The organism is Bernardetia sp. ABR2-2B (genome assembly GCF_037126435.1).
Classification (GTDB): Bacteria; Bacteroidota; Bacteroidia; order Cytophagales; family Bernardetiaceae; genus Bernardetia.
Window position 1 is genome coordinate 3,219,977 of the sequence record NZ_CP147020.1, and the last position, 13,680, is coordinate 3,233,656.

At 32.6% G+C, this 13,680-nt stretch carries 15 protein-coding genes and 1 pseudogene; 7 read left to right on the top strand and 9 right to left on the bottom strand.

Features of this window, described 5'->3' with window-relative positions; translation table 11 throughout:
- Positions 1 to 42: 42 nt before the first annotated feature.
- Both WAF17_RS13670 and WAF17_RS13675 read left to right on the top strand, forming a co-directional pair.
- Positions 43 to 459: an OsmC family protein gene (locus tag WAF17_RS13670; RefSeq protein WP_338760466.1), complete on the top strand. Its 417-nt coding sequence runs from the start codon at positions 43 to 45 to the stop codon at positions 457 to 459.
- On the top strand, positions 460 to 3,201 hold the full coding sequence (locus tag WAF17_RS13675; RefSeq protein WP_338760469.1) for a tetratricopeptide repeat protein: 2,742 nt from the start codon (positions 460 to 462) through the stop codon (positions 3,199 to 3,201).
- A 15-nt stretch (positions 3,202 to 3,216) separates the two neighbouring features.
- On the opposite strand, the gene WAF17_RS13680 is transcribed toward WAF17_RS13675, so the two are convergent.
- Entirely contained in the window at positions 3,217 to 3,819 is a 603-nt protein-coding gene (locus WAF17_RS13680; RefSeq protein WP_338760472.1) for a hypothetical protein, read from the bottom strand.
- A 40-nt stretch (positions 3,820 to 3,859) separates the two neighbouring features.
- The gene (locus WAF17_RS13685; RefSeq protein WP_338760475.1) at positions 3,860 to 4,375 is read right to left on the bottom strand and encodes a 3-hydroxyanthranilate 3,4-dioxygenase; all 516 of its coding nucleotides are present in this window, start codon (positions 4,373 to 4,375) and stop codon (positions 3,860 to 3,862) included.
- 244 nt (positions 4,376 to 4,619) lie between these two features.
- On the opposite strand from WAF17_RS13685, the gene WAF17_RS13690 reads away from it, so the two are divergent.
- Together WAF17_RS13690 and WAF17_RS13695 are read left to right on the top strand one after the other, a co-directional pair.
- Positions 4,620 to 4,748 carry a hypothetical protein gene (locus tag WAF17_RS13690; protein ID WP_338760478.1) on the top strand — a complete coding sequence of 43 codons (129 nt, stop codon included), beginning with the start codon at positions 4,620 to 4,622 and terminating at the stop codon, positions 4,746 to 4,748.
- A 176-nt stretch (positions 4,749 to 4,924) separates the two neighbouring features.
- Entirely contained in the window at positions 4,925 to 6,262 is a 1,338-nt protein-coding gene (locus WAF17_RS13695) for an amidohydrolase family protein (RefSeq protein WP_338760481.1), read from the top strand.
- A 128-nt stretch (positions 6,263 to 6,390) separates the two neighbouring features.
- Here the strand turns inward: WAF17_RS13695 and WAF17_RS13700 are convergent, their stop codons facing one another.
- Positions 6,391 to 7,164 (bottom strand): ATP-grasp domain-containing protein, encoded by a 774-nt coding sequence (locus WAF17_RS13700; protein ID WP_338760484.1) that lies wholly within the window; start codon positions 7,162 to 7,164, stop codon positions 6,391 to 6,393.
- A gap of 124 nt (positions 7,165 to 7,288) precedes the next feature.
- Between WAF17_RS13700 and WAF17_RS13705 the strand changes: the two genes are divergently transcribed.
- Positions 7,289 to 7,939 carry a peptidylprolyl isomerase gene (locus WAF17_RS13705; RefSeq protein WP_338760486.1) on the top strand — a complete coding sequence of 217 codons (651 nt, stop codon included), beginning with the start codon at positions 7,289 to 7,291 and terminating at the stop codon, positions 7,937 to 7,939.
- Between the two features lie 83 nt (positions 7,940 to 8,022).
- On the opposite strand, the gene WAF17_RS13710 is transcribed toward WAF17_RS13705, so the two are convergent.
- Positions 8,023 to 8,988 (bottom strand): glutamate--tRNA ligase family protein, encoded by a 966-nt coding sequence (locus WAF17_RS13710; RefSeq protein ID WP_338760489.1) that lies wholly within the window; start codon positions 8,986 to 8,988, stop codon positions 8,023 to 8,025.
- A gap of 154 nt (positions 8,989 to 9,142) precedes the next feature.
- Here WAF17_RS13710 and tsaD point away from each other — a divergent pair, with 154 nt between their 5' ends.
- Entirely contained in the window at positions 9,143 to 10,144 is a 1,002-nt protein-coding gene (tsaD, locus tag WAF17_RS13715; RefSeq protein WP_338760492.1) for a tRNA (adenosine(37)-N6)-threonylcarbamoyltransferase complex transferase subunit TsaD, read from the top strand.
- An 87-nt stretch (positions 10,145 to 10,231) separates the two neighbouring features.
- Here the strand turns inward: tsaD and WAF17_RS13720 are convergent, their stop codons facing one another.
- The 3 genes from WAF17_RS13720 to WAF17_RS13730 form a co-directional block, all read right to left on the bottom strand.
- Positions 10,232 to 11,029, bottom strand: coding sequence for a heavy metal-associated domain-containing protein (locus WAF17_RS13720; RefSeq protein ID WP_338760495.1), 798 nt, complete (start codon positions 11,027 to 11,029; stop codon positions 10,232 to 10,234).
- Between the two features lie 70 nt (positions 11,030 to 11,099).
- Entirely contained in the window at positions 11,100 to 11,420 is a 321-nt protein-coding gene (locus tag WAF17_RS13725; RefSeq protein ID WP_338760498.1) for a four-helix bundle copper-binding protein, read from the bottom strand.
- A 44-nt stretch (positions 11,421 to 11,464) separates the two neighbouring features.
- The gene (locus WAF17_RS13730) at positions 11,465 to 11,923 is read right to left on the bottom strand and encodes a DUF305 domain-containing protein (protein ID WP_338760501.1); all 459 of its coding nucleotides are present in this window, start codon (positions 11,921 to 11,923) and stop codon (positions 11,465 to 11,467) included.
- Positions 11,924 to 12,056: 133 nt separating this feature from the next.
- On the opposite strand from WAF17_RS13730, the gene WAF17_RS13735 reads away from it, so the two are divergent.
- Positions 12,057 to 12,182 carry a hypothetical protein gene (locus WAF17_RS13735; protein ID WP_338760504.1) on the top strand — a complete coding sequence of 42 codons (126 nt, stop codon included), beginning with the start codon at positions 12,057 to 12,059 and terminating at the stop codon, positions 12,180 to 12,182.
- A 76-nt stretch (positions 12,183 to 12,258) separates the two neighbouring features.
- On the opposite strand, the pseudogene WAF17_RS13740 reads toward WAF17_RS13735, so the two are convergent.
- Together WAF17_RS13740 and WAF17_RS13745 are read right to left on the bottom strand one after the other, a co-directional pair.
- Positions 12,259 to 12,354: pseudogene (locus WAF17_RS13740) on the bottom strand (transposase); the annotation flags it as partial.
- Between the two features lie 206 nt (positions 12,355 to 12,560).
- Positions 12,561 to 13,664, bottom strand: coding sequence for a pectin acetylesterase-family hydrolase (locus WAF17_RS13745; protein WP_338760507.1), 1,104 nt, complete (start codon positions 13,662 to 13,664; stop codon positions 12,561 to 12,563).
- Positions 13,665 to 13,680 lie beyond the last annotated feature (16 nt).

The window sequence follows — 13,680 nt, forward strand, 5'->3', positions numbered from 1 at the left end:
TATATCTTCAAAAATACAAGATGTCAAAATCAGTTTAATTTTATGATAAAAGTAATCTATCAAGGTAGTTTGCGTACGGAAGCTACGCATATCAATTCTCAAAAAACACTTATTACAGATGCTCCAAAAGATAACCATGGAAAAGGAGAGGCATTTTCTCCTACCGATTTGGTGTGTAGTTCGTTGGCTTCATGTCAGATGACAATGATGGGGATTTTGGCAGAAAGAGAAGGAATAAATTTGGAAGGGTTAGAAGCTTATGTAGAAAAAATAATGACAGATAATCCTCGCAGAATTGGACGTATCAAGATTACTTATACGTGTCCAGAAACACTTTTTTTGACTGTCAAAGAACATGAAAAACTACATCGTGCAGCAATGACTTGTCCCGTAGGACTTAGTTTGCATAGTGATATTGTGCAAGAGGTAGAGTGGGAAAGTTTACATCTAAAAACATAAATGTATAGACTAATTCATTTTTTTATTTTACTAGTATTCGGAATTTGCTTTTTTTCATTTGAAATACAAGCCCAATCTGATGTGCCTAATAATGAACGTAATCAAAAAAAGTTGGATAGCCTTTGGCAAATTTATAATTCTGCTGAAAAATTAGAGCTAGAAGATACTACTAAAATAAACACAATTTTAAAAATTTCAGATATATACATAAAAAATAAAAATGATTCTAGTAGAAATTTGGCAGAGTTAGCCATTCAAAAATCAGAAGAGGATTTATATCTGAAAGGAAGAGCTAGAGGGTTGCGATTGGTTGGTTTTTATCACCAGCACAAAAATAATTATGACTCTGCAATTCACTTTTTTAAAATTTCTGCTGACACATATCAAGAATTAGGAGATTCTGTGGAATATTCCTTTGTACTTAATAACCTAGGAGGAATGTATTATGTACAAGGAAATTATCAACGTGCTTTAGAAAATCTACTGATTGCAATAGGTATTCAACAGCGTTATGACAAAAAACTACAAGTAGCTCGTGCGCTAAATAATATGGCTTTGATTTATAAGAAAAATAATAAATACGAAAAAGCAATTCAGATGCACAAACAGGCTATCCAAATGAAAAAAAAATTAAATGATAGTACAGGAATAGTAGCTGGTTATTTGAATATTGGAAGTGTCTATTTCGAATTGAAAGATTACAAAGAAGCAAGTATCTATTTCGAAAAAGGACTTCCTCTAACCATTCAACTAAAGGATAACATGCTTCTTTGTCAATATTATATAAGTTTAGGAATGAGTTTGGTAAAAACAGATTCTTTACAGACAAATAAAACTAAAATTATATTTTATTTTGATAAGGCTGAACAAATAGCTCAAAAACTACAAGATAGACACCTTTGGTTCTATATTTATTTTGGAAAAGCAGAGTATTATTATCAATATCAAGACTATAAAAAAGCAGAGTTTTTTACAAAAAAGGCTTTAGACTTAGCTTATAGCACAGGGTTGAGAAACAAAATAAGTAATATCTATAGGCTTTTAGCAAACATTTATCAACAAAAATCTGAGTTTGAATTAGCTGCAAACTATTTTGAAAAATATGCCAACTTAGATGACTCATTAAAAAATGAACAAAGTGTAAATGAAACCAAACGTTTACAAGCTGTTTTTGAGAGTGAAAGACAAGAACAAATCATTACGACATTGAGAGAACAAAAAAAACTGCAAGAGTCTGAAATCGAACGTCAAGAAATTTGGAATTATTCCCTCGCTACTGGAGCAATTCTCTTACTTGTCATTGCTATTTTGGTCTTTATGCAAAAAAGAGAAAGAGATAAACAAAATAAAGAAATACTAGAAAAGAGTACAGAAATCAGTCAGCAAAAAGAAGAAATTACACAGCAAAATAACCAGCTAAAAGAAACATTTTCACGCCTTTCCATTTTATCTGAAATTGGACGAAAAATAACAGCTACAATGGATGAAGATGCGCTTATTTATATTATAAAAGAAAGTATTGAGCCTATTATGCCTGTCGATGGTTTCGGAATTGGTATTTATAACCCTCGTTCACAAGCCATTGAATATAATAATTTTATAGAAAAAAATGAAACTTTGCCTTTTCATATGGAATCTGCGACAGAGGATACCAAAAGCCTTTCAGTACAATCTTTTTTAGAAGATAAAGAGTATTTTATTGTTGATGTAAAGAAAGAGTATTTTCAAAAAAATAAAAAACATATTAGCCCTATTATTGGAGAAATTCCCCAAACAGCATTTCTTATTCCTCTTCGTATTCGTGAGCGTCCGATTGGTGTAATGACGATTCAAAGCTTTGAAAAAAATCCTTATACAGAAGATAATTTAGCACTTTTACGCAACCTTTCTACTTATGTTTCGATTGCTGTCGCCAATGCAAATGCTTATAAACTGATTAGAGATAAGAATCAAAATATTTTGGATAGTATGCGTTATGCCAAAACGATACAGGGCGTACTGACCCCAACTGAAAAGTCAATTCTGAATCAATTTGTTGATTACTGTCTGATTTATAGTCCAAAAGATATTGTTAGTGGAGATTTTTATTGGCTCACAAAAATTAATGATTATACATTTATTGCTGTCGTAGATTGTACTGGACATGGAATACCAGGAGCTTTTATGTCTATGATTGGAAATATGCTCTTAGATGAACTGATTAATCAAGAAAAACATATGCAGCCTTCTAAAATATTGAGATTGATGCACGAGAGAGTTCGAAAACTGTTAAAACAAGATATAAAACCAAACTCAAGAAATAGCTCAAAAAGTAATAAAGATGGGATGGATATGATTTTGTGTAGAATTAAAAAACGAACTTCTGCACTTTATGAAGTAGCCTATTCAGGAGCAAAAAGACCTCTTTGGTATGCAGAACCTTCACATACAGAAATACAAGAAATTGGAGCAACCCGAAGTTCAATAGGAGGAAAGCAACGAGAAGAAAAGCGACTTTTTGAAGAGAATATTATTCAACTTCCTGCTGGTTCTTCTTTATATCTCACTACTGATGGGTTTGCAGACCAAAACTCGCCACAAGCAGAGCGTATTGGAAGTTATAATTTAAAGTTATTTCTCAATACAATATTAAATGAAAACATGCCAACACAACAAGATTTATTAATTGATTTTTTGGAAGCGCATCAAAAAGATGCCGAACAGCGTGATGACATTACATTTTGGGGAGTTAGGTTAGAATAGGCTTTATATCGTAGTTCAGACAGTCATCAAAAAACCAATAAAAAGAACCAACATTACAGCCGTAATTATCCAATAATAGATTCTATTTTTAATAAATATTCCCCCAAAGGCAAGTAAGGCAGCACCTCCTTTAATATAATTTTTGATATGAAATAATTCATTTTCTTGAAAAATAATAGCGTTCAGAATCATTGCCATAAAGAGCAAACCATATAAGAAAGAAATAAGAGGAGCTTGTTTTTTGAAGTAACACTCTAAATCAAAAATATCTGTTTCGTACCTTGTCTCATTGATTTTTGGAAATAAAAACACACAAACCAAATACAGAAGTAAGGGCAAAACAAGAGAGTAATAATAATAGAAAATATTGACTCCAATAAACTCATTGTTTGTCCACGTTCCCCACCAAATCAAGATAGAAACCAAAAAAGTAAGGAAAGACCAAATGATAGGTATAAAATCAAACTTAATTTGGGAACGATAACGCATAAAATTACCCCAACCCATAAAAAATTCAGCCACAATAAAGCCGAAAATAATAGCATTAAAGATGGCTAAATATTCTATTCTTGAAAATCCACTTATTTCGTTTGGTAGTGTGCTTTGTAGAAAAAACATAAAATCAGGATTTATATTTATAGAGCTTTCATAAATAGCCTTACTTTTGAGGTGTTTCCATTACTGTTTGGCATTCATCACAAGTGCGTAATTCTTCCGAATTATAGAAGGTTTGCATTACTTTTGGGAGCTGTGCTACAATATCAGTTAATTCAAAACGCTCTTCATACAGTTTGTTTCCACAGTTTTCGCAGTACCACATAAAGCCATCTTCTTCGCCTTCTCTTCTATAACGCTCAATGACAAGCCCAATCGAACCCTCCGTACGTTGTGGAGAGTGAGGGACTTTTGCAGGTAATAAAAACATTTCACCAGCACCAATAGGCACATCGACAAATTTTCCATCTTCAATAATCTTAACAGTAATGTTTCCCTCCAACTGATAAAAAAGCTCCTCGCTTTCGTTATAATGATAATCTTTTCTGCTATTTGGACCTCCCACTACCATTACAATATAATCTTCATTATCTAAATATACTTGCTGATTTCCGACAGGTGGTTTTAAAAGGTGGCGATTATCGTCTATCCACTTCTGTAAATTGAATGGTTTTTTCATAATTACTTTAAAATTTATTGTTTGAGTGATTTTTGCTTCTTTATGGTTTTTTTGCAAAAGTTGATTTTGGTCGTTGGTGGTAACGTAAGGTTAAAGTTTATTTGTTTTTCTGTTCCGTAGGAACTTTATATTGGTAGAAAAAATAAGAGCAAAAAATTGTATTCTGTTCCGTTAGGAACTACATATTGGTAGTTTCAAGATTTTCAATGTAAAATACAACCAATATACAACTCCTATGGAGTAAATGAATTTTAATTTCTCTATTTTTATCTACCAATATGGAACTCCTAAAGGAGTAAAAGGCAAAGCTCTCTCAATAGCCTTACGGCTATGGTGGAGACACCAACAAATAAGCATACAAACCTACTCTTAAAACAACTTCTTTATTTTTTTCTAAAGTACCAAATTTTTACTGTATTCTATAATTTCTGAATCTTTTCACAATTTATAACATTTTTTCAAAAAAATAATTTCGGATATTGCATAAGAAGTTTAAAAACTACAAAATTCGTAATTGCTCTCATTTCTCTTTTAATAAAATATATCATTATGCAACTCAGAAGATTATCTAGTCTTGCCTTCGTACTTTTATTTTTTACCTCTTTTTTCTTTTCCTTAGAAGGACATTCTCAAACACCTCTACCAGCACAAAAACAAAGTGAGCCTATCGTTCTCAAAAATGCAACACTTCATATTGGTGATGGAGAAACTGTCATTGAAAATGGTTCTGTTCGTTTTGAAAATGGAAAGATTACAGCTTTAGGAGCAGCTTCAGGTATTTCAGAAGAAGGTGCAAAAGTGGTAGATTTGACAGGAAAACATATTTACCCATCACTAATTTTGGCAAATACTACACTAGGACTTACAGAAATTGATGCCGTTCGTCCGTCAGTAGATATGGCAGAAGTAGGCGATATGAACCCAAATATCAGAGCTATTAGTGCTTATAATGCTGAATCTGAAGTTACGACTACGGTCAGAACAAATGGTGTTTTGATTGCTCAAGCTACTCCTCGTGGTTCTTTGGTGGCAGGTCTTTCATCGGTAGTAAACCTTGATGCGTGGAATTGGGAAGATGCGAGTCTGAAAATGGATGATGGTTTACATATTTATATGCCTCCTTATATGCAACAAGGTGGTTGGTGGGCTGCTCCTGCCGAACCTAAAAAGGCAAAAGAAGAAGAGCGAAATGCAGAAATAGAAAAAATAAAATCTCTTTTGAGCGAAGCAAAAGCTTATAATCAAATTGAAAATCCAACGATAAAAAATCTGAAACTAGCTTCTATAAAAGGACTTTTTGATGGAACAATGCACCTTTATCTACATGCAGATTGGGCAAAAGATATTATTGAAGGAGTAAGCTTTCTCAAAGAAATGGGAGTGCAAAAAGTTGTTGTTGTGGGTGGATATGACTCTTGGCAAGTAGCTGAATTTTTAAAGAAAAATCAAGTTCCTGTAATTGTAGGTCGCACCTTAGAACTTCCTCAACGTACAGATGATGATATTGATGCGACTTTCAAACTTCCTTATTTATTAGAAAAAGCTGGGGTAGAATATTGTTTGAATTACGCTGGAAGCATGGAAACAGCAGGAGGAAGAAATCTTCCTTTTTCAGCAGGAATGGCAGTAACTTTCGGACTTACAAAAGAACAAGCTCTAGCTGCCATCACAAGCAAGGTTGCCTTTATTTTAGGAATTGATAAACGTGTCGGAACATTAGAAACAGGAAAGGATGCAAGTATTGTAGTCTCAGAGGGTGATATTTTGGATATGACAACCAACAAAGTAATTCATGCTTTTATTGAAGGAAGAGAAATTGATTTGAACAATAAGCAAAAAGTCCTTTATAAGAAATACAAAACTCGTATTGAGAGTATGAATGAGTAATTTGCAAAAAAATAAATTAAAAGGAAGAAGTTGAAGATTCAATTTCTTCCTTTTTTTTATTTGCAATTATTTGATAACCAGTAGTTGTAAATTCGTAATTATCCCTGATAAGACATGAAATAGTAATTCTAAAACTTAAAATAATCTTTACATTCTACCAACTCGCTCCAACGTGTATAATTCAGTTTTGCATAATCTAAAAAATTAAGACCATAATCTCCTAACGAAAAACCATCATTTACTTCTAAAAGTAATGTTTTGCCTTTCTCAGTTACACAAAAATCAATGCCATATGCTAAAGGACTAGAAGTAAAATCTTTAATACACTTTTCAATGATTTTATAATCTGGATTGATATTATAGTTGCCTCTGTATCTTCGTATATCCAAAATTTCTCCATATCTGACAAAAACTCTGAACTCTGCAATAGGGTTAATAAGCTCTGAACACCAAACTTCATAATTTTGTCCTTGAATGCCTTTTCCTATCAAATCCTTTGAAGAATTGATAACCAAACCTGTAAAGAATTTTTGTTTTATTTCATCTTTTGGCTTTATAAAAACATTTGGAAGTGTTCGGCTAATTTCATCAATGGTAGAAGTCCATATTTCTCTGCCTAAATAGCTTCTAATCTCTATCGGATAATCCAAGCCTGATTCTAAGTTGTAACTATAACCCAAATATTCTAATCTGCTTTTTACAAAACCTATTCCACCAACAGCAATATTTTCTTTGTTGTCTAAATCAGTTATTGTATTATTTGTTAGGTTTCTCATATCAGCAATACTATTTACAAGAATATTCTTAGCTCCCATAAATTCAAAGCCTTTCATAGCTGTAAAAGCTCCAAGTTGAGGACGGTTAGAAATAGCAGTCGGATTCAGGACATAAACATCAATCATTTTTAGTGTAAATTTTAATCAAACATTTTTTAATAGTAAATTTGGGCATAAATTCATTACTACTACAAAGTCATTTTTGTAAAAGTTCTGAAACAAACAATTTTTACTAAAATCATTTATCATAATGAAAAAGAATAATTTAATTCATTTACTATTTTCATTCATTTTAATTTCAACACTTATGAGCAGCAAATGTAGCCCAGATAAAGACCAAGTAGTAACGCTATCCACAAAATTTGGAGACATGAAAATTGTTCTTTTTGATGATACACCTCTTCACAAAGAAAACTTTATCAAATTAGTAGAAGACGGAACGTATGACGGAACAATTTTTCATAGAGTAATAAAAGGGTTTATGATTCAAGGTGGCGACCCGTTTAGTAAAGATATTTCGAAAGACCCTAGAGAATATGGAACTGGAGGACCTGGCTATACAATTCCTGCCGAAATCAAAGATAATCATGTACATCGTAAAGGTGCAGTTGCAGCAGCAAGAATGGGAGATAATGTAAATCCAAAAAGAGAATCTAGTGGTTCGCAGTTTTATATCGTAGAAAAAGATAACGGCGCAAATCATCTTGACGGACAATATACTGTCTTTGGTCAAGTGATTGACGGATTAGACGTAATTGATAGTGTAGCACAACAAAAAACGCAATATCCTGACCGTCCAGTAGAAAAAATCGTAGTAAATTTTAAAGTAGAACAAATTTCTAAGGAAAAAATTACGGAAGAATACGGCTATAAATATCCTGAAACAAAAGAGGAAAAATAGTCATTCTTAGTAGTAAAAGGTAAAATGATTAATGAAGAAATTCAACCATTCTTTGTTAATCATTTTTTTTGTGAAAATGAATATTAATATAAGACAGAATCCAAAATCTGTTGCAAGTTTTCCTTTGGTTCTATTTTTATCCACTCACAAAATTCTTTCAAAAAATCTTTTTGTGTTCCTCCATTTTCTCTAAAGTGCTTTACTGAAAAAGAATTATATTTACTTCCTGCTGATTTAGAAATCTTATTTTTATCTTTATCTGTTAGTAAATCGTGATGTAAAAAAGTAGTTTCTAAAAAAGAATTTTTGTCTAAAATTTCTGCTAAAAAAAGCTGTGCAGCTGTTGAATGTATCAAATCTTTTCCTCTGACGACAAAATTAATATTCATTCTAACATCATCTATCAAAGAAGCGAGTTGATAGGCTGGTAGTTTTTTGTCTTTTTGAGCTTTTTTCTGAACAATAAAAAAAGGTAGTGTAGTTGATATATTAATCTCTAAATTATCTCTATTACAATCATTTATTTGTATAGTTTTTTTATCAAAATAATCTGTATTTATTCGGAGAGCAGACTTTTTCTGACTTTTTAAGTCCAAATTTGACTTATTCAAGCAAAAACCATCATAATTAGCAGATAAAATTTGATTTTCAAAGTTTCTAGTTTTAACTTTTGAACGAGAGCAAAAACACTCAAAAACAGCCTTTTTATCTTTAAGATTTTCAATTTCTTTTAGATAAATATCTAAAAAGTGATGTTGTGAGTAACTTTTTTCAAAGTCATTGGGGTTCTTTGCTCCTTTATCCCAATCTATTCCTAAAAAATCAAGTGTTGTGAAAATATCTTTTACATACTCTGGTCGTTTTCTAGCTTTATCAATATCATCGATGCGTAAAGTAAGCGTTCCTCCTGTTTTTCTTACCAAAATCCACGTCAAAAGGAAAGAAAAAGCATTACCTTTGTGTAAAAAACCAGAAGGAGTGGGCGCAATTCTTGAATGAATCGGATGTTGAATAGAATTTAAGACTGATTTGATTTTTGAATGGTTCATACTAGTTTGTGCGTTCAGTTTAGCTTCGCTGAGGACTTCGTCGTTCTTAGAACTGAATGAAACGCTTCCTCAGAAGCGTGTTTCTTTTTTGTTAATCACGCTTTTGAGAAAGCGTAAGTTCGTTTCTGAGGAAACGAATACACTATGCAAATTTATGATAAAAATATTAGCTATTGAGTCAAGTTGTGATGAAACTTCGGCTTCTGTAATTATAGATGGAAAGGTAAAAAGTAATTTGATTGCGACACAAGAAATTCATCGTTCTTATGGTGGTGTTGTGCCAGAACTTGCATCACGAGCGCATCAACAAAATATTGTTCCTGTTGTGATGGAAGCTTTAAAAAAAGCTCAAATTACGACAAAAGATTTAGATGCTATTGCTTTTACTCGTGGGCCTGGGCTTTTGGGTGCGTTAATCGTTGGGACAGCTTTTGCAAAATCGTTGGCGTTGAGTTTGGAAATTCCACTCATTGAAGTTAATCATATGCAGGCACACGTTTTGGCTCATTTTATTGATGAACCAACTCCTAAATTTCCGTTTTTGTGTTTGACAGTTTCAGGTGGACATACACAGGTTGTTTTGGTAAAAGATTATTTAGACATGGAAGTCATCGGAACGACACAAGATGATGCCGTTGGAGAAGCATTTGACAAAACAGCTAAAATGTTAGGTTTACCTTATCCGGGGGGAGTTGAGATTGATAAATTAGCCCAAAAAGGAATCGTTCAAGACTATGGATTGCCAAAAGTAGATTTGCCGAATCTTGATTTTTCATTTTCTGGACTCAAAACAGCCATTCTTTATTTTATCAGAAAGCAGGAGCAGAAAAACCCAAATTTTATCAAAGAAAACATCAATGATATTTGTGCAACAATTCAACACACACTGATCGAAACGCTTTTGAGAAAAATTATTCAAGCTGCCGAGCAAAAAGGAATAAATCAAATTGCAATTGCTGGAGGAGTTTCTGCCAATTCAGAACTTAGAAAAAGAATGACAGAGTTAGGACAAGAAAAAGAGTGGGATATTTTTATTCCTAAAATGGAATATTGCACTGATAATGCTGCCATGATTGCGATGGCTGCTCACTATAAATTTTTGAAAAAAGAGTTTAGTAGTCAAACAGTTGCACCACTTTCAAGAATGAGTTTTTAGAAAAAGGCGTTATATCCAATTAAAAGTAACTTTGAAAACCCTAAGAATCTTTAAGAATCTTAGGGTTTGAGCATAAAGTACAGTTTCTTAAACTACAAAAAGCATAACGACAGCCATCGCTACCATTGACAAATCTTCAATAATCGTAACGGTACTCATCGGCAGATTGAAAACATCTCCCAAACAAGCACATTTAATTTTCTTTTGGTCTAGGTTACTTTTTATCACTCCAATACTACTAATTCCCAAAATGATAATCGTAATTAGATTGACATAAAAAGGAAACATATTGATAAGATAAGCAATACCTAAAGCAAGTTCTACAAATGGATAAATCAATCCCCATCCTTTCCATTTTGCTGCTACAATATCATACATTTGATAAGAATTGGCAAAACCTTCCAAATTCAATAGCTTGAAAAAGGCAAAGACAATAAAAAATCCAGCCATAAAATGACGCATCAAAAGCATTCCAGAAAAATCAGCAAACGGATATTGAACCAAAATACTCACTCCTAAAATAAAACCCACAATCAGAAAGAGAGGTTTGTAAGTAGAAAATGATTTTGTTGGTAAATTTATCTCTTCATTTTTCGAAACTGCATTCGAATTAGCCTTTACTTCTTCAAAAGTTATCTTATCAGTCTTATTTTTTTCTGTAATGATATAATTTCCTATTTCAGATAGCTTTTCTTGTAATACAGAAGTCGGAATATTCTCTTCAAAATAAAGTTTTCCATCAGAATTTTCTACACTTACTTCTGCCTTTTCTATTTGTGGGAATGTTTCTAAAGTTTTTTTTACTTTGGCTTCACAGCCTTTACAAGTCATTCCTTGAATGTTGTATTCTTTTTTATTTATTTGAGTTTGTTCTAGTGTTTTCATAGTGGTTATTATGTTTATCATTTTTAAACCCTAAGGGTCTTCAGCGACTCTTAGGGTTTGGGAATAAAAATTAAGCTGCCATTTTGTGACATTCTTCGGCGCATTTACGACAAGATTCTGCACATTTTTTACAATGGTCGTGGTCGTGTTGTTCACACTCTTTGGCACACCATTCACAAATTTCTGCACAAATTTTACAGTATTCTTTTGCCCACTTGCTATCATTTGCCATCGCTTTTATACACACTAAACACGAATCAACACATTCGATACAACAACGAGGGCAGTCGTTCATACTTTCTTTTGTTGCCATTTGATACAAACAGCTTTGACAGTCGATAAGACATTGTTGGCAGGCTTCAATACATGATTGATATTTTGAATTACTCATAATTTTTAGGGTTTTGAGTTAAAAAAAATTAGATTAAAAAATAATTATTCTACTACATTAAGCAACTTTTTCATTTCTGCAATTTCTCTTTCTTGTGCTTTGATAATTTCTATTGAAAGCTCCTTTACTTCTGCATTTTTGAAGTCGGTATTTTCACTAACCAAAATAGCCGAAGAGTGGTGAGGAATCATGGCTTTCATGTATTGTTCATCGTCAATAAAGGTTTGAGTTCTCAAAAAAAGCAAAGCCGAAATGAAAATAGAAACACTCAAAAAGACAATTCCAACATTTAGTTTTTTGTCTTTATACATATCACTCATAAAAAATAATTTCAAAACTGCCATAGGCGAAACCATCAATAAAGTCATATACAAACGAGTATTGCTCAAATAAATATGGTTGAGTTCTGCCACATTCAAAAACATTACGCCATACATAATGACAAATGAAATGGTCAGCATCAAAGCAAATTTGATATAGGGTTTATAAGAATGATTTTGCATAAAAAAAAGAAGTTTAAAAAATAGAATAATAGGTTTCTATCTTCATAAACGGCACGAAAGGCGTTCTGTTTTCATAATTTTGAGAACTTTTCTAAAATAGAATACACAATCTCCTAAGTCTAAACTCTAGTTTATGTATTCTATACTCAATAGAAATTGGTTTTGGAAAATTGGACGTAAAAATTGGCAACTAGGAGTGTTTCCAGTTCATCTATATAATCGTCGATATGTTGAAAAAATGCAAGGACGTTTGTCCTAAACTTCTCAAAGGTCTCATAGTAATTGTAATCAATAACTTTTTTTCTCATAAATTTAGCTTCGCTGATTTAACAATTCCAAAGCCTTTCAATCAAGTTTAGATTAGGTGAATAAGTAGGTAAATAGATGAGTTCTATTTTAGAGCCATATGTCCAATCCTGAACGAGATAGGATAGTGTCATTATGTCTTAGCTTATACCTCTCAGTTGGAGAAAGACCTTTTAGTAGAAGAAAATATTGATAAATTCAAATCTAATATTGCCCGATATTCATTAATCTATTGTTCAAGTGAAATGCGTTCAAATTATTACAATTTATATATCCACCAAATCAGAAGAGATTAACTTTCATACAAGCAGATATTATTTTGAAACCAATTTTAATCACTCAAAGACTCCCAACTCTCTTCTTCATTTAGCATTTGACTAAGCCAATCTTTAACGGTTACGCCACCTATTTCAAAATCAAACCGTCTAAGAAGGAAAGTATGGTCGTTGCCGTCTGCTATTAGACTTCCAAATCGGTTGGGGAAAGCTGTGTTGAGTTCAGAAGTTGCTTCTAAAAGTTGTGTTTCAAAAGCTGCTGCTCCTCCTGTTGTAATGGCAGCAAAAGTAGAATCTCGTTTCGAACTAATGTATGCCAAGCGAATATTAGGGTCTTGATTGAGTTGGTATTTGTGGTAATCTGTCAAGTTTCCATCTGTTCCTATACACTCTGTACAACTTGCAGGAAAAAAAGCACTAGCATTCCAGTATTCAATCAAAGTTTCCATTCCTCCAGTATCTAAAATTCCCAGTCCAGAATCATTTATGATTTCAATTTTTGTATTAGGATAAAGTTTTCGTACTAAAGGCAAAGCAGCATGAACAGCAAAACCTCCTGCACTATTTCCTGCCAATACAATTTTATTTGGCGAAGGATATTTCTTAAAAATCACATCAAATGAAGCCGATAAATTCTGAATACCTTTAAAAAATCTATCATTTACACCATCTCCATCACTATCTACTTCATTATCGCCCATCATAGAAGAGCCATCACAATACGGTACATAACCCACATTGTAGTTTGCAGTAGGATTTTGAGAGTCAGAAGGGCTTAGTATTCCAAATGGAATAAGTGGTATAGGAGTTGGTATGGCTGCACAAGCTACTGGGCTACAAAATCCTCCTCCTTGCAAAAAAATCAATAGGTTATCACTACTTCCATCTCTTGTAAACATTGAAAACTCATTGCCTGTAAAACAGACAGGACCATCTACGCTACTAAAAGTATGTTCAGTAACTGCTCCAGTTGTTGTAGAAGATATTGGAGTGATAGTGCCTAAATACCTATCTATTCCTTGGTCGTAAAGCTCTTGAAAAGGGAGTGGCTCATTCGGCTCAGTATCAGATGAGTTTTTGTCTTTGTCTGAACAGCTCATTAGAAAAGCTAGTAGAATTACTGTAAGGATTGTAATAAAACCTATTTTTGGACGTGTCATAGTTTTTCATTTTTTG

Excerpts from the sequence above, each read along its gene's own strand:
- WAF17_RS13720 (WP_338760495.1), bottom strand. The coding sequence starts at position 11,029 with ATGAAAACACTAGAACAAACTCAAATAAATAAAAAAGAATACAACATT.
- WAF17_RS13730 (WP_338760501.1), bottom strand. The coding sequence starts at position 11,923 with ATGCAAAATCATTCTTATAAACCCTATATCAAATTTGCTTTGATGCTG.
- WAF17_RS13675 (WP_338760469.1), top strand. The coding sequence starts at position 460 with ATGTATAGACTAATTCATTTTTTTATTTTACTAGTATTCGGAATTTGC.
- WAF17_RS13690 (WP_338760478.1), top strand. The coding sequence starts at position 4,620 with ATGAATTTTAATTTCTCTATTTTTATCTACCAATATGGAACTCCTAAA.
- WAF17_RS13695 (WP_338760481.1), top strand. The coding sequence starts at position 4,925 with ATGCAACTCAGAAGATTATCTAGTCTTGCCTTCGTACTTTTATTTTTT.
- WAF17_RS13705 (WP_338760486.1), top strand. The coding sequence starts at position 7,289 with ATGAAAAAGAATAATTTAATTCATTTACTATTTTCATTCATTTTAATT.
- WAF17_RS13735 (WP_338760504.1), top strand. The coding sequence starts at position 12,057 with ATGTATTCTATACTCAATAGAAATTGGTTTTGGAAAATTGGACGTAAA.
- WAF17_RS13745 (WP_338760507.1), bottom strand. The coding sequence starts at position 13,664 with ATGACACGTCCAAAAATAGGTTTTATTACAATCCTTACAGTAATTCTA.
- WAF17_RS13710 (WP_338760489.1), bottom strand. The coding sequence starts at position 8,988 with ATGAACCATTCAAAAATCAAATCAGTCTTAAATTCTATTCAACATCCG.
- WAF17_RS13700 (WP_338760484.1), bottom strand. The coding sequence starts at position 7,164 with ATGATTGATGTTTATGTCCTGAATCCGACTGCTATTTCTAACCGTCCT.
- WAF17_RS13725 (WP_338760498.1), bottom strand. The coding sequence starts at position 11,420 with ATGAGTAATTCAAAATATCAATCATGTATTGAAGCCTGCCAACAATGT.
- WAF17_RS13685 (WP_338760475.1), bottom strand. The coding sequence starts at position 4,375 with ATGAAAAAACCATTCAATTTACAGAAGTGGATAGACGATAATCGCCAC.
- tsaD (WP_338760492.1), top strand. The coding sequence starts at position 9,143 with ATGATAAAAATATTAGCTATTGAGTCAAGTTGTGATGAAACTTCGGCT.
- WAF17_RS13670 (WP_338760466.1), top strand. The coding sequence starts at position 43 with ATGATAAAAGTAATCTATCAAGGTAGTTTGCGTACGGAAGCTACGCAT.
- WAF17_RS13680 (WP_338760472.1), bottom strand. The coding sequence starts at position 3,819 with ATGTTTTTTCTACAAAGCACACTACCAAACGAAATAAGTGGATTTTCA.